The following is a 22,464-nucleotide window of genomic DNA, read 5'->3' as shown; positions in this document are numbered from 1 at the left end:
GCCGCTTGCGCTCCTCGCGGCTTTCTGTTTATCTGAGTATGACACCGGTAGCGAAGTGGCTTGGCCAGTTCCCCTCCTTGGAGTGACACCGGTGTCATACGTTTCGGCTCGACGTCATGGTCGGTCCGTCTCGTTTGCGGCTCTTTGAGCTCGCTCCTGCGCAAACTCCGGGGCGTCGGGTCATACCGGCGCCCTCACTTTTGCGTCGGGAGCGGAGCGAGGGGAGGCGATATGGAAGGTTCGGGGAAGGAAACGACGACCAGTGACTTTCGCGCGCGTGGCGAGCCCGAAGGCTTGGCCCCCGCGAGCCCTCCTTTAGTTTGACGTTGCGGCAAGCCTGATATGGCGCGCGCGGCCAACGCGGTCTAAGGGAACGCCCTGAGCCGGCATCGGCTAAATTTTGCTCACGCGGTCGTCTTTCCGGCGCGCCGCGCAAGAACGAGCCTTCGGGAAGGAGTTTACGATGGTGAAAGACCGTATGGCGGTGCTGACCGCTCTGATGGACCAGGGCGTGATCCCGGTGTTCTACCACCCCGACGTCGAGGTCTGTAAGAACGTGATCCAGGCCTGCGCCGACGGCGGTGCGCCCTGCATCGAGTTCACCAATCGCGGCGATTTCGCCAGCCACGTCTTCTACGAAGTCACCCGCTACTTCGATAAGGCCGATCCGCGCGTGATCATGGGCGTGGGCTCGATCGTCGATGCGCCCACCGCCGGCATCTACATCGCCAACGGCGCCAAGTTCGTCGTCGGCCCGATCCTGAACGCCGACGTCGCCAAGGTCTGCAACCGTCGCAAGATCCCGTACTCGCCGGGCTGCGGCTCGGCCTCGGAAATCTCGTACGCCGAAGAGCTGGGCTGCGAGATCGTCAAGGTGTTCCCGGGGTCGTCGGTCGGCGGTCCCGATTTCGTCAAGGCGGTGCTGGGCCCGATGCCCTGGACCCGCATCATGCCGACGGGCGGCGTCGATCCGGACGAGGCCTCGGTGAAGAAGTGGTTCGGCGCGGGCATCGTCGCCGCCGGCATGGGCTCCAAGCTGATCACGCAAGAGCTGCTGGACGCCAAGGACTACGCGGGCATCTCCAAGAAGGTCCGCGAGACCGTCGATCTGATCAAGAAGGTTCGTGGGAAGGCCTAAGACCAAATGACCGACAATATCCTGAACATCCGCCCGGCTTCGGAAACCAAGTGGGACTGCGCGTCCTTCGGTGAAGTGATGCTGCGCTTCGACCCGGGCTTTGGCCGGGTGCGCAACGCCCGCCAGTTCAACGTCTGGGAAGGCGGCGGCGAGTACAACGTCGCTCGCGCCTTCAAGAAGTGCTGGGGCAAGCGCTCGACCGTCGTCACGGCCCTGCCGAACAACGACCTGGGCTGGCTGGTCGAAGACCTGATGATGCAAGGCGGCGTCGACCAGTCGCACGTCATCTGGCGCGACTTCGACGGCCTGGGCCGCAACACGCGCGTTGGCCTGAACTTCACCGAAAAAGGCTTCGGCGTTCGTCCGGCCCTGGGCTGCTCGGACCGTGGTCACTCGGCCGCCTCGCAGATCCGCCCGGGTGAAGTGAACTGGGAAAAGCTGTTTGGCGAAGAAGGCGTGCGCTGGTTCCACACCGGCGGCATCTTCGCGGCCCTGGCCAGCAACACCGCCGAGGCCGTGATCGAGGCCGTGGAAGTGGCCCGCAAGTACGGCACCGTGGTGTCCTACGACCTGAACTACCGCGCCAGCCTGTGGAAGTCGCAGGGCGGCAAGGAAGGCGCTCAGAAGGTCAACCGTCACATCGCCCAGTATGTCGACGTGATGATCGGCAACGAGGAAGACTTCACCGCCTGCCTCGGCTTCGAAGTGGAAGGCCTGGACGAGCACATCAGCTCGATCGACCCGGCCAACTTCAAGAAGATGATCGAGACGGCCGTGAAGCAGTTCCCGAACTTCAAGGTCGCCGCGACCACGCTGCGCAACGCCAAGACCGCCTCGGTCAACGACTGGTCGGCGATCCTGTACGCCGGCGGCCAGTTCTACGCCTCGATGATGCGCGAGAACCTGGAAATCTACGACCGCGTCGGCGGCGGCGACGGCTTCGCCTCGGGCCTGGCCTATGGCTTCATGGAAGGCAAGGGCCCGCAGGCCGCCGTCGAGTACGGCGCGGCTCACGGCGCTCTGGCCATGACTACCCCCGGCGACACCTCGATGGTGAAGGCCGCCGAGGTCGAGGCCGTGATGAAGGGCAAGGGCGCGCGGGTCATCCGCTAAAGCTCTCGTTCCCTGAAGAACAAGGAGAAGTCCTCGGTCGCAAGGCCGGGGACTTTTTCTTTGACGTAGGGCGGGGTTTCGTTGCCGTCCTCGTCGTACTCGACCTTCTGGTAGCCCGGCGGAATGGGCTCCCCGGGCTTGAAGTAGCTGATCGCGCCGTACGCGCCGCGATAGGTGTATTGCTTGCGTCGTTCGATCTGGTCGTGAAGCGCGATGAACCGGGCCATGAGCATGGCTTTCAGACGAGCCTTGTCTCGGATGAAACGCCGGCTGGCGCGGGTGCCGCCGGTGGAGCGCTTGAGGCGTGGCTTTCTGGGCAGGGGCATGAGGGTCTCTCCCACAAGCTCCCTTCCCCCATCCAGGGGGAGGGCGCGCGAAATCGGCCCGACGCGGAAACGCCGGGATCGGGGAGGGATGCGAGGCGCCGGACGTTCGTCCGGAGTGTGAGTAGTAGTTACCGTTTCGACGAAGCTAGGCGCCTCGCGCGATCGTTTTCCATCAGCGTCCCGTCGGGTGGCCCTGTTCAGGCCTTACCGGGACCTAGACCTCCCGTTTCCGAGAGGCCTAGCGGTCGAAGAGGACGGGCCTTCAGCCAAACACGCCCTTTGCCTCCAACCACGCCGACGGCGGGCGGGTCTGGCCAGCAACCAGATCCCCGGACCGTTCGAGTATCCCCCTCGAACCTGTCCCCGCTCGACCGCCCCCCAAAGCCGCGAAGGTCGCTGGCCGCGCGCCCTCCCCAGTGCTTCGAGGTGGAAACAGGATACGGCGGTTTTGGAGGGGGTGGAGGAGATTGGCCGAACGCTCGTTGAACGCCCATAAAATCCCTCTCTCTTGGAGAGAGGGAGGGGCCCATGCGCAGCATGGGAGGGTGAGTGGGTTCACCCTTTCCGGATACGGTGGTGCGTGGGAAAGCTATTGAAGGCGCTGAGGATTTCCTGCTCGCCCAGTAACCTCTCACCCTTGTTTGCCGATGGGATGTTAGGCGTGGGTGTCCGGAAGGTCCGCCCGGCGTTGGCGCGCCAGGCGGACGGTCGGAGAGAGGCCGTTTCACCCTGAGCCGTTAGGGGCTGCGTGGGAGCTGGGCCCTCGTCGACGTTTCAAGACCCGGATGGTTGCAGGGACGACAGGGTCCGCAAGCACAAGGACGGGACATGGAACGGTGTAAGCTTAACACGATCATCGCCGGGATTGATGTGGGGAAGGGTCGCCTCGACGTGGCGCTTTATGGCCGGAGCGAGACGTTGGTGATCAACAATAGCCCGGCCGGGATCGGAAGCTTGCTGGATTGGCTGAAGTCGCACGGCGTCACGCGCGTTGGGCTGGAAGCGACCGGAGGCTACGAACGGGCGGTGCGTGAGGCCATGGGCTTTGCGGGTCTAGAGGTGGTGATGCATCAGCCTCTGGAGGTTCGGCTGTTCGCGCGTCTCAAGCGCATGAAGGCTAAGAACGACCGTCTCGATGCGGCGCTGATCGCTGCGGCGACGGCGCAGGTCGACGCGGTCAGGGCCGCCAGCGATCCTCGCTTGAGCCAGCTAGCCGAGCGCCTGACGGCCTACGAGCAGATGAGCGATCAGGCCGCCCAGATGAAGACCTATCTGGAGCACGTGACGCTGAAGGACATCATCCGCAGCTATCAGGCTCGGATCCGTTCTCTGGAAAACCTGAAGGCTCGGCTGCTTAAGGACATCCTGGCCCTGGTGGCGGTTCATCCCGACTTGGCCCAACGTCTGGCGCTGCTGCGAAGCCTGCCGGGCTTTGGGCCGGTCGTGGCCGTCGCCGTCCTGATCCGCATGCCCGAGCTTGGCGCCCTGGAGCCAGGAAAGGCCGCCGCCCTGCTCGGCGTTGCGCCGTTCGACAGCGAAAGCGGCCAACACAAAGGCCAGCGCTTCATCCAGGGCGGGCGCTCTCGCCCCAGGCGTCTTGTCTACATCGCCGCACTGGCCGCAAAGCGCGTCGATACAGGCTTCAGGGCCTTCGCCGAACGACTGCGCTCAAAGGGCAAGCCTCCTAAGCTCGTCCTTGTCGCCATCATGCGAAAGCTCATAGAGGCGGCGAACCTAATCCTCCGTCAGCAACGCCCCTGGCGCACTCGACCCGCACAATGACATGGTTGCTCCCACCGCTTCGCGGCGGGCCCCGCCCTCTCTCACAGAGAGAGGGGTTCTTCTCCCGTCCCTTTACGAGCGTCGGCGCTACTTCGTCGAGAACGGTAGCCCCGCCGGTGTCGCCGGGACGCCTTCGGTCGAGGCGAAGTTCTTGTGGTAGGCGCTGTTGAAGCCGATCCAGTATGCGCGGCCCGGTTCAAGCTTGCAGTTCACCGAGAAGCTGCGCCGGTCCGGCGACTGGCTCGGTTGCTTCCAGTCGCACGGGGGGATGCTCGCCAGGTCCCGGTTCGTGAAGGACCATCCCGGCTGCATCGGCCGATCGAACGTCACCTTCAGCGTGATCGCCCCCGCCGGCACGACGGCGCCGGGCTTCGGATAGGTCGCGACCACGCGCGGCGGTGTGGCGGGGTCGGGGGCGGCTTGGCCAGAGACGGCCAGGGCGGTGACGGCTCCGACGACGGAGGCGATGATGACCAAGGCGGAGACTCCCAGAAGCAGGGGCCAGCGGGCCCAGAAGTTGAGGACACGTCGTTCGACTGCCGCATGGGCGTCGCGCCCGGCCACCCCGATTTTCTCGTCACGAGTTTCTTGGGAAGCGAGGCGCGCCAGCTCGCGGCTGCTGCCGACGCCGGTCTTGCGCCGCGCCTCGCGCAGCCGCTCGTTGACAGCGGCTTCGGTGGTGTCGAGCAGGGCGGCGGCGCTCTTGGCGGTGTGGCCTTGGGCCAGCAGCAGCAAGGCCCGACGCTCGGCGTCGGACAGGCGCGATAGATCAGGCATGGAAACCCCAGGACGAACGGGGGCAGATCAGCACGCTTCGGTCGAGGCTCGCAACGGGGGCGCTTAAGCTTCGCCCCGCAGCTTGGCGTTCAGCGCCAGGCTTTCCTCCATCCGCGCCAGTTGCTCCGGCGTGGCGGGCGTCTGGTGCCTGGCCTTCCACTCGGCGGCCGGCATACCGTGCACCGCCGTGCGGGCGGCTTCCTTGCTGACCGTCCCGTCCGAGGCTTCGCTGACCCAATCGCCCAGGCAGTTGCGGCAGAAGCCGGCCAAGCCCATTAGGTCGATATTCTGGGCGTCGGCGCGCATCTGGAGGTGTTCGACTAGGCGGCGGAACGCGGCGGCGGCGTGGCGGTCTTCGATCTCGATGGTCATGGGCGTTCCAAATCTCGTGTCATCCGACCCTAGAGATTCCGACCATTCGGCGCGAGAGTGCGCGGCCTCTTTCGACAGGATTCGACGATGGACTTCTCGCGACTTCGCACCACCAGCAAGGTCACCACCGAGTGGACCTATCCGCAAGGCGAGCCGCTGCGTACGGGCTGGCTGCGGGTCGACACCGCGCCCGACTACGAGCTCTATTGGGAGGAATACGGCCGCGCCGACGGCGAGCCGGTGATGTTCCTGCACGGCGGACCGGGCGGGGCCTGCGCGCCGGTGATGTCGCGGTTCTTCGATCCGGATCGTTATCGGGTGATCCTGTTCGACCAGCGGGGTTGCGGCAAGAGTCGCCCGACTGTCGCCGCCGATGGGCCGCAGAAGGCTCTGGCGCACAACACGACGGATGATCTGGTCGCCGACATCAACGCCCTGCGCGACGCGCTGGGCATCACCGGCAAGATGCACGTCTTCGGCGGCAGCTGGGGCAGCACCCTGGCCTTGGTCTACGCGATCCGCAATCCGGACAAGGTGGCCTCGCTGATCCTGCGCGGCATCTTCCTGGGGTCCAAGGAAGACCTGCTCTACATGTACCAGGGCAATGCGGCGACCTTTGCCGACAAGCCCTACGGCCTGACCGAGCCCGGCGCCTACATCGCCTATCCGGACGAATGGAAGGCCTTCGTCGAGGTCATTCCGGCGGAGAAGCGCGGCGACATGATGGGCGCCTACAAGGCGATCTTCGATAGGGTCCCGACCAGCGACGGCGAGCGCGCGCTGCAGCTACGCGCGGCCCTGGCCTGGTCGGTGTGGGAGGGGACGATCTCGAACATGATCCCAGCCGTCAGCGACCCGGGCAAGTTCGGCGAGGCCGAATTCGCCCTGAGCTTCGCCCAGATCGAGGCCCACTTCTTCGCCCACGACCTGTTCCTTAAGGAAGGCGAGATCACCGATGGCGTCGGCGCGTTGAAGGACGTTCCGGTCCACATCGTCCACGGCCGCTTCGACCAGGTCTGCCCGCTGACCCAGGCCTCGCGCCTGGTCGAGGCGTTGGAGAAGACGGGGACGCCGCCGGCGACCTACGTCATCACCGACGCCGGCCACAGCGCCATGGAGGGCCAGACGGTGCTGGCCCTGACGGCGATCATGGACGGGCTGCCGAGGCTGTAGCCGTCTTGTTTCAGGGGCGGCGCGAAAAATCCCGTTCGGGGATTGCGCCGCCGGGCAATCTCTGGTCGGCATGGGTCAAAGGCGCAAAGCCAAGATGACCTATTAGGGGGCTTACACCAGTGCCAGACCTGCTCGCCGACACGCTGAAGACAGCGTCAGAAATCCTGTCGCCGCATGGTCCGGCCACGGCAGCCGCCGCCCAGAGCTATACGCCGGGTGACTACTCCATCCACTTTTTCCTGCAGCTGGCCGTGATCGTGCTGGCCTGCCGTGTGTTCGGGTGGCTGGGCAAGAAGCTGCTGGCCCAGCCGCAGGTGGTGGGCGAGATGATCGCCGGCGTGGTCCTGGGCCCCTCGCTGCTGGGGTTGCTGTTCCCCAATTTCCAGCTGGCGCTGTTCCCCAAGGAGACGCGCAACGTCCTCTATGTGGGCGCCCAACTGGGTGTGGGTCTCTACATGTTCCTGGTCGGCACGACCTTTCAGGCAGGTCACTTCAAGGCCAAGGCCAAGAGCGCGATGAGCGTGTCGTTCGCCGGCATCGCCGCGCCCTTCCTGATCGCCGCGATCATCACGCCCTTCCTGCTGAAGGTCCCGGGCCTGTTCGCGCCGACGATCACGCCGGGCGCGGCGACGCTGTTCATGGGCGCCTGCATCGCGCTGACGGCCTTTCCGATGCTGGCGCGGATCATCAATGAGCGCGGCTTGCAGAAGACTTCCCTGGGCACCCTGTCCCTGACCGCCGGCGCCTTTGACGACGCGGTGTCCTGGTGCGTGCTGGCCGTGGTCCTGGCCACTTTCGGCGGCGGGCCGGGCGTGGCGATCCTGGCGATCGGCGGCGGGCTTCTGTGGGGGCTGTTCGTGCTGACCCTGGGCCCCAAGATCCTGGCGCCCCTGGGGCGCATGGTCGAGCGCGAGGGCGAGATGAGCACCCACGCCCTGGCCCTGGTTATCCTGGCCTTCTGCGTCTCGGCCTTCCTGATGGACGCGGTCGGCATCCACGCCATCTTTGGCGGCTTCATTATGGGCGTGGTCATGCCGCGCGGCCGCCTGACCGAGGAGCTGAAAAAGAAGGTCGAGCCCGTCGCCGTGGTGCTGCTGCTGCCGATGTTCTTCACCTATTCGGGCCTGAACACCCGGATGGACATGGTCAACTCGCTGGAGCTGCTGGCGATCGCTCTGGGGATTCTGGCCTGCTCGATCCTGGCCAAGTGGGGCGCCTGCTACGCCGCCGCCCGCCTGACGGGCGAGGACCACGCCACCGCCATGGGCATCGGGGCCTTGATGAACTCGCGCGGCCTGATGGAGCTGATCATCATCAATATCGGCCTGCAAAAGGGCATCATCGGCCCGACCCTGTTCTCGATGCTGGTGTTGATGGCCATCATCACCACGGTGATGGCCAGCCCCCTGTTCGAGGTGGTCTACGGCAAGAAGGCCCGCGCTAGCGGCGAGCTGGACGCGATTCCGAAGGGCGCGGGGGTGTAAGCGCCCCGCTACTTCTTGGCCTCCTTCACGGCGTCCTTCAGTTCGCCCTGCTTCACGTTGCCGGCGACCTGGTCCTTCTTGCCTTCGGCCTTGAGGTCCTTATCGCCGACAATCTCACCCGCGCCGGACTCGATCTTGCCGATGGTCTCCTGCTTGCGGCCGGCGTCCTTGTCGCAGGCGGCCAGGCTCGCCACGGCGAGGGTGAACGTCAGGGGAAGAAGAAGGCGGTTGGTCATGGAAAAGGCTCCCAAGCTCATGCGTCGCGCCTAGAACGCAAACGGAGCCGTAAGCGATCCCGCCGTGACGGACACAGACCCCGGCGCCGTGATGGTCCGGCGTCACGCTCACCCTGGTCCGATCGTCAGTCCGCCTCATAACCGGAGCTTGCGGTTCTCCAACTTGTCCGACATATAATGTTATCTTGTGAGACATTATCCCACAAAGTGGGAAATTTCACGGAATGAGAGCTGAGCCGGATCAACCGGGAGCCTCGGGTTGGAAACGTCAGAGGGCGCGGCGAGACCGGCCCTGTCAGGAGGGTCGCATGTCGTCCAAACACGGCTGGAGTTCGGGCTGCTCGCTTTTCGCGCTGGCCATGGCGGGCGCGATGATCGCCCAGGGCGCGTCGGCGCAAACCGTCGAGGACAACGCCGTCGAGGAGGTGGTGGTCACGGGCTTCCGCGCCAGCCTGCAGAGCGCCCTGAGCGTCAAGCGCCAATCCTCGGGCGTGGTCGACGCCATCAAGGCTGAGGACATCGCCGACTTCCCTGACGCCAATCTGGCCGAGTCGATCCAGCGGGTGCCGGGCGTCTCGATCACCCGCGTCGCCGGCGAGGGCCGGACGATCACCGTGCGCGGCCTGCCGCCCGCCTTCACCCGCGTCCGCATCAACGGCATGGAAGCCCAGTCGACCAGCGGCGCGACGACCAGCGATCGCGGCGCGAACCTGGGTCGCGGGTTTGACTTCAATACCTTCGCCTCGGAGCTGTTCAGCGGCATTACGGTGCGCAAGACCGCCCAGGCCGAGGTGATCGAAGGCTCGCTGGGCGCGACGGTCGATCTGGAGACGGCCCGCCCGCTGGACCAGAAGGGGCGGACCTTCGTGATCGGCGCCTCGGCCGGCTACAACGACCTGTCCAAGAACTCGGACCCGAAGTTCACCGCCGTGCTGGGCGATCGCTGGGACACGGCCTGGGGCCAGTTCGGGGCTCAGGCGTCGCTGGCCTGGAGCAAGCGCAAGTTCCTGGAGGATCAGTGGGGCTCGGGCGGCTGGAACCCGGCCACGGTCGATGGCGGCTTCTGCACGCCCGTGGGCCGCACGCCGCAGAACCCGGCCACTAACGCCGCCAACGGCACGGACGCCGCCAACTGCGCCACCGGCGTCGCCAGGCCGGCCGCCAATGAAACGGTCTTTGATCAGGCCAACCGCTCGACCGTCTTCTTCCCGCGCCTGCCGCGCTATGGCCGCTTCCACCACGACCAGGAGCGCACCGGCGCGACCCTGGCCCTGCAGTGGAAGCCGACCTCACGCACCTCGCTCAGCTTCGACGCCCTCTATTCCAACTATGACGTCAAGCGCGAGGAGAACTGGCTGGAGGGCTTCTCGTTCGCCCGCGCGATCAGCCAGAACGGCAAGCCGCAGACGGCTGTCCGCGAACTGGTCCTGCGCAACGCCGGGACCAGCCGCACGGCGGGCGTCAACTTCGGCCAGACGGTCTATGACGTCGATTTCGCCCGCTTCGACGGCGTGGACGTCCGCTCCGACACTCAGCACGACGAGTTCCAGAACGTCTTCCAGCAGTACACCCTGGCGGGCACGCATGAGCTGACGGACCGGATCACGGTCAAGGGCCTGATCGGCTACTCGAAGTCGGACTACGACCAGCCGATGACGACGACGATCATGTTCCAGCGTCCCAACACGAGCATGACGATAGACTTCCGCAAGAACCGCGACCAGCCGATCATCACCCACGGCTTCGATGTCACCGACGCGTCGCTCTACAGCTTCGCCGCCCCGAACGCCGAAGTGCGGCTGGCCCAGACCTTCACGACCAACATCTATCGCACGGTCGACCTGAACCTGGCCTGGGCCGTCGACGACGCCCTGACCATCAAGGTCGGCGGGCACTATGACGAGTTCTCGTTCGACACCTCGACCTTCCAGCGGCCCAACAATTTCCTGGTCCCCAGCTTCACTTCGGCGGAGCTGAAGAACCTGACCAAGGTCGTCACGGGCTTTGGCGGCCACGGCCTGGACGCGGGCGTCTTCCCGAGCAGTTGGGCGACGATCGACTACGACAAGTTCGTCGCCAACCAGAACCTCTACAGCAAGACCGGCCTCTACAATCTGGCTCCGAACTACGGCGGTATCCGCCGGGTCGACGAGAAGGTGACCTCGGCCTACCTGCAAGCCGACCTGCGCACCGACATTGGGGGCGTACCGGTCCGAGGCGATGTCGGCTTCCGCTTCGCTCGCACGGAACTAGAGTCGCGCGGCTATCAGATCGGCCTGACCCCGCAGCAGGTCACCGCCGAGCACGCCTATGACGACGTGCTGCCGTCGCTGAACGTCTCGGTCGACGTCACGCCCGATCTCGTCCTGCGCTTTTCCGGCGCCAAGACGGTTTCGCGGCCCGATCTCGGCTTCCTGACGCCGGGCGGCAGCCTGAACCTGACCGGTACGCCGTCGATCAGCTCGGGCAATCCGACGCTGGATCCGATCCGCGCCTGGACCGCCGACGTCGGTGCTGAATGGTACTTCGCGCCCGGCGCGATCCTGGGCGTGGGCCTGTTCTACAAGGACATCGAGACCTATGTTCAAAACCAGTCCCAGCAGCTGACGTTCCGCCAGACGGGGCTGCCGATGGCGCTCTTGGGCTCTTCGGGCGTTGATCCGGACAACACGCCGATCACGGTGACTCGTCCGCTGAACACGCCGGGCGGACCGCTGAAGGGTTTCGAGATCAACTACCAGCAGGCTTTCACCTTCCTGCCGGGCTTGCTGCGGCACACCGGGGCGCTGGTGAACTACACCTATGTCGACAGCCAGATCGAGTACTTCCTGGCGGCCGGCGGCGTGACCACCAACGACCTGATCGGCCTGTCGAAGAACGCCTACAACGCCACGCTCTACTACGACGACAGCAAGTTCAGCGCCCGCATCTCGGCCTCGTACCGCGACAAGTCGATCGTCGCCCTGCCGGCCAACAATCCCCTGCAGGACCTGGAGGGCTATTCGCCGAACCTGACGTTCGACATGGCCGCCTCGTACCAGATCAACGACCACTTCAAGCTAACGCTAGAGGGGCTGAATATCTTCGACCGCTTCAATCGGCAGTTCATCGACTCCGATCGTGACAGCACCTTCGTCTACACCCACACGGGGCGCCAGTTTAACCTGGGCCTGCAGTACAAGTTCTAGGCTGGAGCCTCGCGGGCGCGCCCTGGGGTGCGCCCGCTTTCTTTTCAGGTTTACCGCTTGGGCGTGATCTTGATCAGCTTGCCATCATCCTCGTCAGTCACGACGTAGATCGCGCCCTCCGGGCCGACCCGCACGTCGCGGACGCGGCCGCCGATGTCGGTGAACAGGCGTTCCTCGCCCACGACCTTGCCGTCCTTCAGCACCAGGCGATCGACGTGCTGTTCGCGCAGCGAGCCGATCAGCAGGCTGCCCTTCAGGCCTGGAAACAGGCTGGCCTCATAGAAGGCCATGCCCGACGGAGCGATCACAGGATCCCAGTAGTAGACCGGTTGCTCCAAGCCCTCCTTGCCGGTGATCCCTTCGCCGATCGTCCTGCCGGAATACTCCTCGCCATAGGTGGCGACGGGCCAGCCATAGTTCTTGCCGGGCTCGGGGCGGTTCAACTCGTCGCCGCCCCGCGCGCCGTGCTCGACGGTCCAAAGCTGGCCCGAGGGATCCAAGGCTGCGGCCTGGATGTTGCGATGGCCTAGCGACCAGATCTCGGGCTTGGCGTTCGGGGTCTTCGCGAACGGGTTGTCGGCGGGGATCGAGCCGTCGGCGTTGATCCGGACGACCTTGCCCAGGGTGGAGTCCAGGTTCTGGGACTGCACGCGGCCGGCCAACATCGAGCGCTCGCCGGTGGTGATGAAGAGCTTGCCATCGGGCGCGAAAGCCAGGCGACCGCCAAAGTGCAGGGCGCTGTCCATCTTCGGCGCCTGGCGCCAGATGACCTGGACGTTCTCCAGCCGTGGCGCGGCGCCCAGCGCCAGCTTGCCGCGCGCCACGGTCGTGCCGTTCACCCCGCCATCGGCCTCGGCATAGCTCCAGTAGATCAGGCCATTGGTCGCGTAAGCCGGGTCCAGGATCACGTCCAGAAGGCCGCCTTGGCCCGAGGCGAACACGGCCGGCAGGCCGGCGACGGCGGGCGAGAGCTTTCCGTCCTTGGACAGGACCCGCAGGCGTCCGGCCCGCTCGGTCACCAGGATCTCGCCGGAGGGCAGGAAGGCCAGGCCCCACGGGTGCTCGAGGCCGCTGGCCAGCACCTGGTACTGGCCCGTGGTGTTCGAGTTCAGGCCCGGCGCGCGGGTCTGGTTGGCGAAGGCCGGCTTTTGGTCGGGCGAGTTCGGCGACCGAGTCTCGACGGGCGCGCCGGTCTGGCCGGGCGCGGGCGGTTGAGCGGGCGCTGGGCCGCAGGCGGCCAGGGCGGCGGCGAGGGCGGCGGAGGCGGTGAGGATGGTGGAGCGCATCGGGAGAGCCTAGGACGGTTGTGGGGGGAGGGGGAAAGAGCCTTGCAGCCGGATTCGTTGCGCCCCGGCCAATCCACCCCCGGTGACTATGGGCCTTCTAATGATCTGGGGGGGCTTGGCCATGGGCTCAAGTCCAAGTCGAAAATGATCTTCGATCGTGGTCGCGGCGGAAGCCCCGAGACGTCGGAGATCGCGGCCTTGGCGCCTATATTGCGACCTCGCGGCGAAGATCACTGGCCGTCCGCGCCAGCTCCATCAGCTCCATCACCCGCAGAGCTTGCTCGATAGGCACGGGCGAGGGCGCGCCGGTGATGATGGCGTCGCGGACGCTGGCGTAGAAGGCGCGGTAGTCCGACGGCTCGGGGCTCACATCGGTGTGGGCCTGGACGTCGTTCTCGACCGTGGTCAGCACCCCGTGGCGGCTGTCGCGGCCATAGCCGGGCGCGCCGGGGATCATGCCGGCCTTCAATTGCGCCTCCTGCGGATCCAGGCCGTGCTTGAGGAAGCTGCCGGCGGTTCCGTGGACGGCTAGGCGCAGGTCGCTGGCGGCGGTCAGCAGGCTGGCGCGCAGGATGACGCGCAAGGTCGGATAGCGCAGCGTCACATGGAAATAGTCGTCGGCGCCCGCGCCGGGTCGCTGAATTCCGATGTCGGCGGCGATCGCCAGCGGTTCGCCGAACAATATGAGCGCCTGGTCCAGCAGATGCGGGCCCAGGTCCATCCAGACGCCGGCGCCCGGACCCGATCGCTCGCGCCAGCGGTCGCGGACGACCGGGCGGAAGCGATCGAAGTGGCTCTCGTACTGGGCGATCTGGCCCAAAGTTCCCTCGGCGATCAGACGCTTGAGGGTCAGGAAGTCGCTATCCCAGCGGCGATTGTGAAACGCCGTCAGCAGGGCTCCGGCCCGGGCGGCCGCCTCGGTCATGGTCCTGGCTTCTGCGGCGGTCAGGGCGAGGGGCTTGTCGACCACCACCGCCTTGCCGGCCTCCAGCGCGGCGATCGCCTGGGGGGCGTGCAGGGCGTTGGGCGTGGCGATGACCACGAGGTCGATGGCTGGATCGGCGAGAGCGCTTTCGAGCTCGGCGACGACGCGGACGTCCGGATGGTCGGCGGCCACCTTGGCGGGGTCGCTCGAGACCACGGTGGCTAGGCTCAAGCCCGGCGTGGCGGCGATCAGCGGGGCGTGGAAGATCTTGCCGACATAGCCGTATCCGACCAGGGCGACGTTGAGGATGCGCGAGTGGGGCATGGCGAAGCTGTAAACGAAAAGGGCCGGGGATTGCTCCCCGGCCCAGATCGCTTTCGCGTGAAGCGCGGCTTATTTCTCTGAGCGCGTTCGAGCGGTCTAACCGCTCACACTTAAACCTAACGCGCTCTAGATCTTCACCGGCTCCATCTTGGGCGTCAGCAGGTGGACGACCAGAAGGGCGATCAGATAGGCGCTGCCGGCGACGATGAAGATCGGCGTGTAGGTGCCGATGCTCTCCAGCACGCCGCCGATGTACTTCGAGAACACCATGCCGCCAAAGGCGCCCAGCATGCCGCCAATGCCGACGACCGAGCCGACGGCGCCGCGCGGGAACACGTCCGAGGGCAGGGTGTAGAGATTGGCCGAGAAGCCCTGGTGGGCGGCGGTGGCGACGCCGATGATCAGCACGGCCAGCCAGACGGAGTCCGCGTAGGAGGCGAACATCACCGGCACGGCCAGCAGGGCGCAGACCAGCATGGTCAGCTTGCGGGCCTTGTTGATCGAGGCGCCGTTTTTCAGCAGCCGCGAGGACAGCCAGCCGCCGCCGACGCTGCCGACGTCCGACAGCAGATAGATGGCGACGATCGGCGGGCCGAAGGTCTTGAGATCCAGGCCATAGCGCTTGCCCAGGAAGTCCGGCAGCCAGAACAGGAACATCCACCAGATCGGGTCGATCAGGAATTTGCCCAGGGCGTAGGCCCAGGTCTCGCGCTTGGTCAGCAGCTTGGTCCAGGCGATCTTCTCGACCGGATCGGCCGGATCCTGCTCGATGTGGGCCAGTTCAGCGGCCGAGAGGTTCTTGGTCTCGCGCGGGTTGCGATAGATCAGAAGCCAGATCGGCAGCCAGATCAGACCCGCCACGCCGGTGACGATGAAGGCCATCTGCCAGCCCCACGTCAGCACGATCGCGGGAACCACCAGGGGGGTCACGATCGCGCCGATGTTGGTGCCGGCGTTGAAGATGCCGGTGGCGAAGGCGCGTTCCTTCTTGGGGAACCACTCGGTCACGGCCTTGATACCGCCCGGGAAGCCGCCGGCTTCGCCGACGCCCAGGGCCATGCGGGCGATGATAAAGCCAGTCAGGCCGCGCGCGCCGGCGTGGGCGATGTGAGCGACTTGCCAGATCAGGAAGGCGATGCCGAAGCCCCAGCGGGCCCCGATCTTGTCCATGATCTTACCCCAGACGAGGTAGGCCACGGCGTAGGAGAGCTGAAAATAGAAGACGAGGTCGGCGTAGTCTTTTTCGCTCCAACCAAACTCCAGGGAGAGGTCGTGCTTCAGGAAGCCGATCGTCTGACGATCAACGTAGTTGATGACCATCGCAAAGAACAGCAGGGTGACGATCACCCAGCGGTATCGGCCGATCTTTTCCGACGGCTCTGGCGGCTTTGGAATATCCATCGACACGTTCTCCTTCCCTGGCTTCTATTTTTTCTATTTGGCCGGAACAGCGACGCAATCGACGCTACCAAACGGTCCAAAACTGATGTGGGCGACATCACCGGCGGCCACGTCATGGATGCCGGTGGTGGCGCCGGTCGTGACGATCATGCCCTTCTTTAGGGGCTTGCCGCGCGCGGCGACCACGCCCAGCAGGAAGGCCAGCGCCGCCAGCGGCGAGCCTGGAATGGTCGCCGCAGTGGCCGTGCCCACCGACTTGCCGTTGATGATGGTCTCGACGGGCATATCCTCCCAGGCGATGTCGCGCCAGTTGGAAATGGCCTGACCAATGATCTGACCATCATTGTTGCCGAAGTCCGAGGCCACGACCGTCGGGCCCAGGGCGTTGATGGTCTTCAGCGGGCTGCCCGCGATCTCAACGCCGACCAGGAGCTCGCCCACATAGTCGGCGGCTTCCTCGGCGGTCCATTGGGTTTTGTCGGCCGGAGCGTCCTGGCCCAGGCGGATGATGAACTCGGCCTCGACGGCGCAGAAGCCGCCCTCGATGGCGCGAAACGCGTTGGGCTGACCGTCGGTATTTGCCTGCTGGACCTTGGACTTGAAGATGCAGCCGGCCAGGCGTTCGGCGCCCAGGCGTTCGCGGTGCTGCGGCGGCACAAGGCCCACCTTCCAGCCGACCAGTTCGTCGGGCCACAGGTCGATGGCGATGTCCTGCACCGCGTAGCCGTCGGCCATGGTCGCGGGAATCACGTCACCCGGATAGCCGGGCACTGAAACCCCTTCCTGACGGGCCTTTACGAACTGGGGAGCAATGGCCTCGGGGGCGAACGCCTCGCTATGGGCCTCAGAAACGGTCACGCCGTGGATCCTCCCTAGAATTCGGCTCAATCCCGACTTGGCGGGTTTGCGAAGTGTCTAGTGGAAACCGGTGTCATTGACAATGAGGCGGTGAAGCTCCAGCGGCGAAAGGGGACCAGCCGCGCACGGCTTGACACTGGCGACAGCGCGTATAGCGTCGCCGAGAATTACGGACGTAAGCGCCATGCACATCACCGCCGCCGAAGCTCACGTCATGGAAGCGCTCTGGCGCCGCGCGCCGCTGTCGGCCGATGAACTGGTCGCCGAGGTCGGCGCCGCGCAGACCTGGGGCGAGGCCACCGTCAAGACGCTGATCAATCGCCTGCTGAAGAAGAAAGCCATCAAGTCCGAACGGGCCGAGGGCCGCCACGGCTATCGGCCGCTCGTCGATCGCAGCGCCTATGTCCAGGCCGAGAGCCAGGGCCTGCTTGATCGCCTGTTCGACGGTCAGCTCGCGCCCCTGATCAGCCATTTCGCTCAGCACCGCCCGCTGAAGCCGGACGAGGTCGCCAAGCTGAAGAAGCTGATCGAGGAGATGGGCGAGGGCGGCAAGGCCTAACCTCGCATCGCTCGCGCTTCGGGACCCGCCTTCAGCGCCCGCGCGGCGACGTCCAGACTGCGAACGGCAGACGGCTCGTCCTTCCGGTCCTCATCTTCTGGCCCCGGCCGACCTCGCAGCGCGGCGACGAAATCGTCACGCCAGGCGGTGACATCCTCGCGCCGGACATTGTCGAACAGCGCCTCCCAACGACGCTTGCGTTCCTCGAGGCTCATGGAGAGCGCGCGCTCCAGGGCGTCGGAAATCTCCTCCGGGCTGTTGGGATTGATGATCAGGGCGTCCTTCATCTGCCGCGCGGCGCCGGCGAAGCGTGAGAGGATCAGCACGCCAGGGTCTTCCGGGTTCTGAGCGGCGACATACTCCTTGGCCACCAGGTTCATGCCGTCGCGCATGGGCGTCACCAACGCCGCCTTGGCCGCGCGATAGACCCCCGCCAGCTCGTCGCGGCGATAGGAGCGGTTCACATAGCGAATCGGCGTGAAATCCATCTCGGCATAGGCGCCGTTGATCCGCCCGATCAGGCCGTCGAGGCGTCCGCGCAGATCCTGGTAGGCCTCGACCTCGTCGCGCGAGATCGGGGCGATCTGCAGCAGCATCACCTCGCGCCGCATCTCCGGATGGTCGTGCAGGAAGCGCTCGTAACCGATCAGTCGCTCCTCCAGGCCCTTGGAATAGTCGAGGCGATCGACGCCGACGATCATCTTGCGAAAGACGCTGTGGGCCATCATCCGGTCATAGGTTTTCTGCGCGTTCTCGCTCTGGACGATCTCGGTGAAGTCCTGGGCGTCGACGCCGATGGGAAAGGCGGCCGCGAGGGCTCGGCGACCGAACGCCACAAGCTCGCCGCGAGCGTTCTTCGCGCCCTGGACCTCTGAGAACACGTAGCCTTCGAACGCCTGGAGTGACTCCTCGGTCTGGAAGCCGATCAGGTCGTAGTCGAAGAGGGCCTCCACCAGCTGGCGGTGGCGGGGCAGGGTGACGACCAGCTGATGCGCCGGCCAGGGGATGTGCAGGAAGAAGCCGATCCGGTTGGTGATCCCCATCCGGCGAAGCTCCCGCGCCACCGGGATCAGGTGGTAGTCGTGCACCCAGACGATGTCGTCCGGCTCGATCAGCGGCGCCAGGGTCTCGGCGAAACGCTTGTTGACCCTGTCGTAGCCCTCGCCGAACGAGCGGTCATAAGCCGTCAGGTCAACGCGATAGTGGAAAAGGGGCCACAGCGTCTTGTTGGCGTAGCCGTTGTAGTATTCCTGGTAGTCGGTCTCTTCGAGATCGACCGTGGCGATGGTGACGCCTTCAATCCGCTGCATGTTCAGCTGACCGGTGAATTCCGGAATGGTCTTGCCGCTCCAGCCGAACCAGATGCCGGAATATTCGCGCAAGGCGGCGGCGAGCGCCATGGCCAGGCCTCCCACGCTGCCCTCGCCGCCCTCGGCGGGGTTTGGCGGACTGACGCGGTTGGAGACGACGATCAGGCGGCTCATGCGACGCTCTCCCTGGTTTCCGTCAGGCGCTCCAGCCAGTCGAGGACCTCGCCAGGGCCATCCAGACCGAAGCGGGCGAGCGTCGGGCGGGGTTTGCCGACCAGCACGCCGAACCCGCCCAGGCGCCGGGCGGCGCCGAAGCCATCTTCGTCGGTCAGGTCGTCGCCCACGAAAATCGGGATCGCGCCCTCGAATGGCGTCTCCATCAGGAACGTCGCCACGGCCGAGCCCTTGTCGGCGCCGGGCGTGCGCAGCTCGGCCACCATGTCGCCCAGCTGCAGGACAAGTCCCGTCGATCGCGATAGGCGCTCGGCCGCCTCAACGACGGCCTCGGCGCAGGTCGGGGCGTTGCGGTAGTGCAGGGCGACGCTCAGGCGCTTATCCTCGAACAGCAAGCCGCGCTCGCAGTCGGCCAGCTCGCCCAGGATGCGGCGGGCGTCCTCGAGGCCGGCGTCCGGCTGAAGCTCGACCACGCCGCCGCCGGCGGTGCGGCGCACCAGGCCGTGGATCGCGGCGATCGTCGATACGCCGCCGTCCAGTATGTGGTCGAGGTCTGGCAGCGACCGCCCGCTGACCACGGCCACGCGATCCTCAAACCGCTCCCGCAGTCGCGCGATTACGCGCGCGCGGCGAGCGTCGGGACCCACGTCGTCGGGGCGCGGCATGATCGGCGCCAGGGTGCCGTCGAGGTCGAGAAACAGCGCCGCGCGACGGGGAAGATTGAAAGGCGGGGGCGAGAAATCCACGGACTCCGCCCGCACGACCGGCGTAGCCGCGGCCATGACGAGAACCCCCTCATCTGTAAGCAACATGGGCCAAGAACGCCGAGCGGCCGGGTTCGATCCCGTCGGAGCGTGGAAGCTCACGGGTTTGTGCGGGGGGCGTGAGGGGGCGGACTTGAACGCCAAAGCCCTAAACAACCCGATCTTCCCGGCGAATGCCGGGACCCAGATCGAACCCAGTAGGCTGAGCTTGAAAGCGCTGAGCCATGGCGCGTCAGCCCCAAACGCTCGGGCTGAAATCTGGGCCCCGGCATTCGCCGGGGAGGTTGGACTGAAAAGGTCAGAACAGCAGTTTGCGCACGCTGAACTGCACCACCCGGCCGCGCGGATCCAGGTAGTCCGGCTGGTAGGTCACGGGGATCACGCCGGTGGCGTCGCGCACCGTCTGCTTGTCGTCGAACAGGTTGTTGACGGCCAAAGTCAGGCGGGTTCCGCGGAGGACCGGATACTTGGCGACCAGCTCGCGGCGGACGCCGAGATTGGCGAATAGGCGCAGGTTGACGGTGGCCAGGCTGGAGAAGTCGAGGTCCGTCGTGGCGCCGCCCGCGCCGCTGTCGACGTGTGTGCCGCTTTTCCAGTTGGCCGTCAGGCGTGCGCCGAGACCATAGCGGGTGATGCCGGCCTGGGCCTCGATCTCGTTGCGCGCCTGGCCGCCGCCCGATCCGATCACGTCGCCGCCCAGGAGGTCGAGGACAGGAACCCCGTCGGCGATCGTGACCTGCTCCTTCAGGTGAAGGGTGTGAAAAAGCGCCAGCTGCAGGCGGGTGGCGCGCGGATTGCCGCCGCCGCCGCCCCGGCCGCCGCCGAAGCCCTGTCCGCCGAAGCCCTGTCCGCCACCGGGACTCCGCGCGCTATCGCCGCTCCCGCCGCCGTCCAAGCCTGGGCGCGGAACCGTGTCGCCGACCGCCGGGGCCTGGGTTTGCTGCTGCAGGGCGTTGGGATCGGATGGCGTGTCGGTCGTCGGGGCTTGAGGCCGATCAGTCGCCTCGGCGCTGGGACGCGCAGCCAGGTCTCCGCCCAAGCGCTGCCGGACGTCGCCGGGCTGGGGCGGCGGCGCGGCGCCGATCTGCCGTGAAAAGTTGAAACCCCAACGAATCTGCTCGCTCTCGCGCTTGGCGAAGTTGACGGGCCGGGTGTCGATCCGGGTGAGCACGCCGTCGGCGTCGCGCGTGAAGCGTTCGGGGAAGGCTGCCTCGACGGCTGCGGTGGCCGCCGGGAAACTGGCGACCGGGTTGTCGATCCGCACGCGGCTGTAGTTGGCGGTCAGGGTCAGGCCCTGGATGTTCTGCGGCTTGTAGGTCGCGCCGAAGCGCAGGACGTTGCGGGTCTCGGCCCGAAGGTCAGGGTTGCCGCCGGTGATCCGGGTGACGTCGACGCTTTGGCCGCGCACATAGTCGAAGACCTGGGCGTTGGGCGTCGTAATTAGCGGATTGCCCAACTGGCTGATGCTGGGGGCGTTCTCCTGGCGCGTCGCTGAGACGATGAAGCTGACCGGCTTGACCGGCGACCAGGTCGCGCCGCCGCCGATCGTCGTCAGGCTGCCGAAGTCCGACACCGAGCGGACGGCGAGGTTCAGGTTGGTCGACAGATCGCCGATCCCGGCCCGCACGCCCTTTCGGCGGCTGGCCAGCGGCAGGTCGAAGCTGACCTGGGCATTGGCGTCGCCGCGCGATAGCTCGCTATCGCTCTCCACGCCGGAGCGACGCGAGGTCGCCTCCAGGCGCGAGCCGCTGACCCCGAGCTTCAGCGTGGTCGACAGATCGCCGGCCTTCAGCTTGGCAAGGGCGCCGTTGGCGACGAACTCCAGATCGCCACTGTCGGTGGTCGAGCGGGCGCGGTCGGCGTTGACGGAGAGGCCGGTCAGCGGCGCGAACGGATTGAACGTCGGGTCCAGCGCGGTCAGGCGCGCCTGGGGCCCGGTGATGTCGACGCTGCGATCGGTCTCAGTCTTGTTGATCGCGTGGTCGTAGTTGCCGGTCAGCGACATCCGTAGGGTCTCGGTGTCGCGGTTCAGGGTGAAACCGGCGTGCCCCGCGAGGTTGCGCGTCGTCTGGCCCAAGGCGTCCTGGTCGCCCAGATAGCGATAGAGGAGCACGTCCTGGCCGAACGGAGAGAACGGGTCGGCCGCCGGGATCACAAGGCGCGCCCGAGCAGGGCCGAGCAGGGCGTCGCTCTGCGACGCGGTCAGGCCCAGGTTCAGCGTCGCCGACACATTGTCGAGGATGTAGCGGTTGGTGACGCTGTTGATCGACAGCTGCCGATTGCGCGGCAGCAGGGTCCGGTCGTCGGTGATGTCGCTGATGTTGGCCCGGCCCGCAGTGGGCTGGAAGGCCGCCAGACTGGGCGCCGCTGTGGCGGCCGAGGTGGGGACGCCGGCGACCGTGACCGATGCGCCGGCCAGGGCGCTCAGAGCTGTCAGCTGACCGCCCGTGGTCGAGGCGATATTACCCGTAAAGTCGTAGAGGCCACTGTTTGAGCGACTGACCAGGTCCCGGTCGCTTTCAAGCAGCTGGTCGCTGTTCTGGATCTTGATGGCGAGATTGGTGCGGCCTTCGCGGTTCAGGCGCAGCTGGCTCCAGTTGAGCTGTTGGCTGGTCTGGCCGCCTTCCGTCGAGCCGCCGACCGTGGCGTCGACGGTCGACGCGCGGAAGCGCTGGCGCAGCACGATGTTCACGACCTTCTGGTCGGCGGCGTAGCCGTACTTGAGCGCCACCTCCTCGGGCAGGACCTCAACGCGCTGGATCGCCTCGGTCGGGATGTCGCGGATCTCGCCCTGGCCGGAGATGCGTCGCCCGTTCAGAAGCACGACGGGGGCGCCGCCGAGACCGCTGGTCGTCTGCGGCGTCAGCTCGGTCAGCAGGTCTTCCATGGATGAGACGCCGAACGCGCGCACGTCGGCGGCGGTTAGGGTCTGTTCCGGCGGAATATCGCCCAGCACCGCGCCATAGGGCTTGCCGCTGGCGGTGATGGTGATGGCCTCGACCTCGGTGTCGTCCGGCTCGGCCGCTGGGGCTGGCCTGGCGGCGGGCGTGGACGTCTGCGGCGCCCGCGCGGCCGAGGCGGGGGCGGGAGGCTTGGCGGGCTCGCGAGCGGCGGCAACGGGCTTGATGTCCTGGCCTTGTGCAGCGCCCGCGGCGACGCATCCCAGAAGGCCGACCAGGGCCAGCTTACGGTTCGTCAAGCGCAGTCTCCGGAGTCTCAAGGTCTCAAAATCGCGGATGCCTGCCGCATGTGGCGTCCGGATTTCAATGTTTTC

18 protein-coding genes and 1 pseudogene are annotated in these 22,464 nt (G+C 66.3%); 7 read left to right on the top strand and 12 right to left on the bottom strand.

Annotation, left to right across the window (positions count from 1 at the left end):
* The first annotated feature begins 463 nt into the window (after positions 1–463).
* Both CSW59_RS01425 and CSW59_RS01420 read left to right on the top strand, forming a co-directional pair.
* Positions 464–1,138, top strand: a complete 675-nt coding sequence (locus tag CSW59_RS01425; RefSeq protein ID WP_013078701.1) for a bifunctional 4-hydroxy-2-oxoglutarate aldolase/2-dehydro-3-deoxy-phosphogluconate aldolase — start codon at positions 464–466, stop codon at positions 1,136–1,138.
* 6 nt (positions 1,139–1,144) lie between these two features.
* Positions 1,145–2,251: a sugar kinase gene (locus tag CSW59_RS01420; RefSeq protein WP_099442362.1), complete on the top strand. Its 1,107-nt coding sequence runs from the start codon at positions 1,145–1,147 to the stop codon at positions 2,249–2,251.
* On the opposite strand, the gene CSW59_RS01415 is transcribed toward CSW59_RS01420, so the two are convergent.
* Together CSW59_RS01415 and CSW59_RS21080 are read right to left on the bottom strand one after the other, a co-directional pair.
* Positions 2,248–2,577 carry a hypothetical protein gene (locus tag CSW59_RS01415; protein WP_099442361.1) on the bottom strand — a complete coding sequence of 110 codons (330 nt, stop codon included), beginning with the start codon at positions 2,575–2,577 and terminating at the stop codon, positions 2,248–2,250. The genes CSW59_RS01420 and CSW59_RS01415 overlap by 4 nt on opposite strands.
* A 289-nt stretch (positions 2,578–2,866) precedes the next feature.
* A pseudogene (locus CSW59_RS21080) lies at positions 2,867–3,016 on the bottom strand (hypothetical protein); the annotation flags it as partial.
* 389 nt (positions 3,017–3,405) lie between these two features.
* Here CSW59_RS21080 and CSW59_RS01405 point away from each other — a divergent pair.
* Positions 3,406–4,359, top strand: a complete 954-nt coding sequence (locus tag CSW59_RS01405; protein WP_099442359.1) for a transposase — start codon at positions 3,406–3,408, stop codon at positions 4,357–4,359.
* 87 nt (positions 4,360–4,446) lie between these two features.
* Here CSW59_RS01405 and CSW59_RS01400 read toward each other — a convergent pair whose 3' ends face one another.
* Both CSW59_RS01400 and CSW59_RS01395 read right to left on the bottom strand, forming a co-directional pair.
* Positions 4,447–5,136: a hypothetical protein gene (locus CSW59_RS01400; protein WP_099442358.1), complete on the bottom strand. Its 690-nt coding sequence runs from the start codon at positions 5,134–5,136 to the stop codon at positions 4,447–4,449.
* A gap of 63 nt (positions 5,137–5,199) precedes the next feature.
* The gene (locus tag CSW59_RS01395; protein WP_099442357.1) at positions 5,200–5,508 is read right to left on the bottom strand and encodes a DUF1244 domain-containing protein; all 309 of its coding nucleotides are present in this window, start codon (positions 5,506–5,508) and stop codon (positions 5,200–5,202) included.
* Positions 5,509–5,595: 87 nt separating this feature from the next.
* On the opposite strand from CSW59_RS01395, the gene pip reads away from it, so the two are divergent.
* Together pip and CSW59_RS01385 are read left to right on the top strand one after the other, a co-directional pair.
* Entirely contained in the window at positions 5,596–6,681 is a 1,086-nt protein-coding gene (pip, locus tag CSW59_RS01390) for a prolyl aminopeptidase (protein WP_099442356.1), read from the top strand.
* Positions 6,682–6,800: 119 nt separating this feature from the next.
* Positions 6,801–8,165 (top strand): cation:proton antiporter, encoded by a 1,365-nt coding sequence (locus tag CSW59_RS01385; RefSeq protein ID WP_099442355.1) that lies wholly within the window; start codon positions 6,801–6,803, stop codon positions 8,163–8,165.
* Positions 8,166–8,173: 8 nt separating this feature from the next.
* Here the strand turns inward: CSW59_RS01385 and CSW59_RS01380 are convergent, their stop codons facing one another.
* Positions 8,174–8,401 (bottom strand): CsbD family protein, encoded by a 228-nt coding sequence (locus CSW59_RS01380; RefSeq protein ID WP_236632136.1) that lies wholly within the window; start codon positions 8,399–8,401, stop codon positions 8,174–8,176.
* 308 nt (positions 8,402–8,709) lie between these two features.
* On the opposite strand from CSW59_RS01380, the gene CSW59_RS01375 reads away from it, so the two are divergent.
* Positions 8,710–11,589 carry a TonB-dependent receptor gene (locus CSW59_RS01375; RefSeq protein WP_099442354.1) on the top strand — a complete coding sequence of 960 codons (2,880 nt, stop codon included), beginning with the start codon at positions 8,710–8,712 and terminating at the stop codon, positions 11,587–11,589.
* A gap of 50 nt (positions 11,590–11,639) precedes the next feature.
* On the opposite strand, the gene CSW59_RS01370 is transcribed toward CSW59_RS01375, so the two are convergent.
* From CSW59_RS01370 to CSW59_RS01355, 4 genes are all read right to left on the bottom strand, one after another.
* Positions 11,640–12,875 (bottom strand): PQQ-dependent sugar dehydrogenase, encoded by a 1,236-nt coding sequence (locus CSW59_RS01370; RefSeq protein WP_099442353.1) that lies wholly within the window; start codon positions 12,873–12,875, stop codon positions 11,640–11,642.
* A 205-nt stretch (positions 12,876–13,080) separates the two neighbouring features.
* Positions 13,081–14,124, bottom strand: a complete 1,044-nt coding sequence (locus CSW59_RS01365; RefSeq protein WP_099442352.1) for an oxidoreductase — start codon at positions 14,122–14,124, stop codon at positions 13,081–13,083.
* Between the two features lie 126 nt (positions 14,125–14,250).
* Positions 14,251–15,525, bottom strand: coding sequence for an MFS transporter (locus CSW59_RS01360; RefSeq protein ID WP_099442351.1), 1,275 nt, complete (start codon positions 15,523–15,525; stop codon positions 14,251–14,253).
* A gap of 33 nt (positions 15,526–15,558) precedes the next feature.
* Positions 15,559–16,383: a 2-keto-4-pentenoate hydratase gene (locus CSW59_RS01355; RefSeq protein ID WP_099442350.1), complete on the bottom strand. Its 825-nt coding sequence runs from the start codon at positions 16,381–16,383 to the stop codon at positions 15,559–15,561.
* 184 nt (positions 16,384–16,567) lie between these two features.
* On the opposite strand from CSW59_RS01355, the gene CSW59_RS01350 reads away from it, so the two are divergent.
* Positions 16,568–16,942 (top strand): BlaI/MecI/CopY family transcriptional regulator, encoded by a 375-nt coding sequence (locus CSW59_RS01350; RefSeq protein ID WP_099442349.1) that lies wholly within the window; start codon positions 16,568–16,570, stop codon positions 16,940–16,942.
* On the opposite strand, the gene otsA is transcribed toward CSW59_RS01350, so the two are convergent.
* The 3 genes from otsA to CSW59_RS01335 form a co-directional block, all read right to left on the bottom strand.
* A complete protein-coding gene (gene otsA, locus CSW59_RS01345; protein ID WP_099442348.1) occupies positions 16,939–18,426 on the bottom strand; it encodes an alpha,alpha-trehalose-phosphate synthase (UDP-forming) in 1,488 nt (495 codons plus the stop codon). The two genes, CSW59_RS01350 and otsA, sit on opposite strands and share 4 nt — an antisense overlap.
* The gene (gene otsB / locus CSW59_RS01340) at positions 18,423–19,208 is read right to left on the bottom strand and encodes a trehalose-phosphatase (RefSeq protein WP_099442347.1); all 786 of its coding nucleotides are present in this window, start codon (positions 19,206–19,208) and stop codon (positions 18,423–18,425) included. The genes otsA and otsB overlap by 4 nt, the downstream gene beginning before the upstream one ends.
* A 280-nt stretch (positions 19,209–19,488) precedes the next feature.
* The gene (locus CSW59_RS01335) at positions 19,489–22,389 is read right to left on the bottom strand and encodes a TonB-dependent receptor plug domain-containing protein (protein ID WP_099442346.1); all 2,901 of its coding nucleotides are present in this window, start codon (positions 22,387–22,389) and stop codon (positions 19,489–19,491) included.
* Positions 22,390–22,464: the final 75 nt, after the last annotated feature.

Origin of the sequence: Caulobacter sp. BP25, assembly GCF_002737755.1 — a bacterium.
GTDB lineage: Bacteria > Pseudomonadota > Alphaproteobacteria > Caulobacterales > Caulobacteraceae > Caulobacter.
The sequence above is the reverse complement of the archived record's forward strand: the minus strand, read 5'-3'. Positions and strand labels throughout refer to the sequence as shown.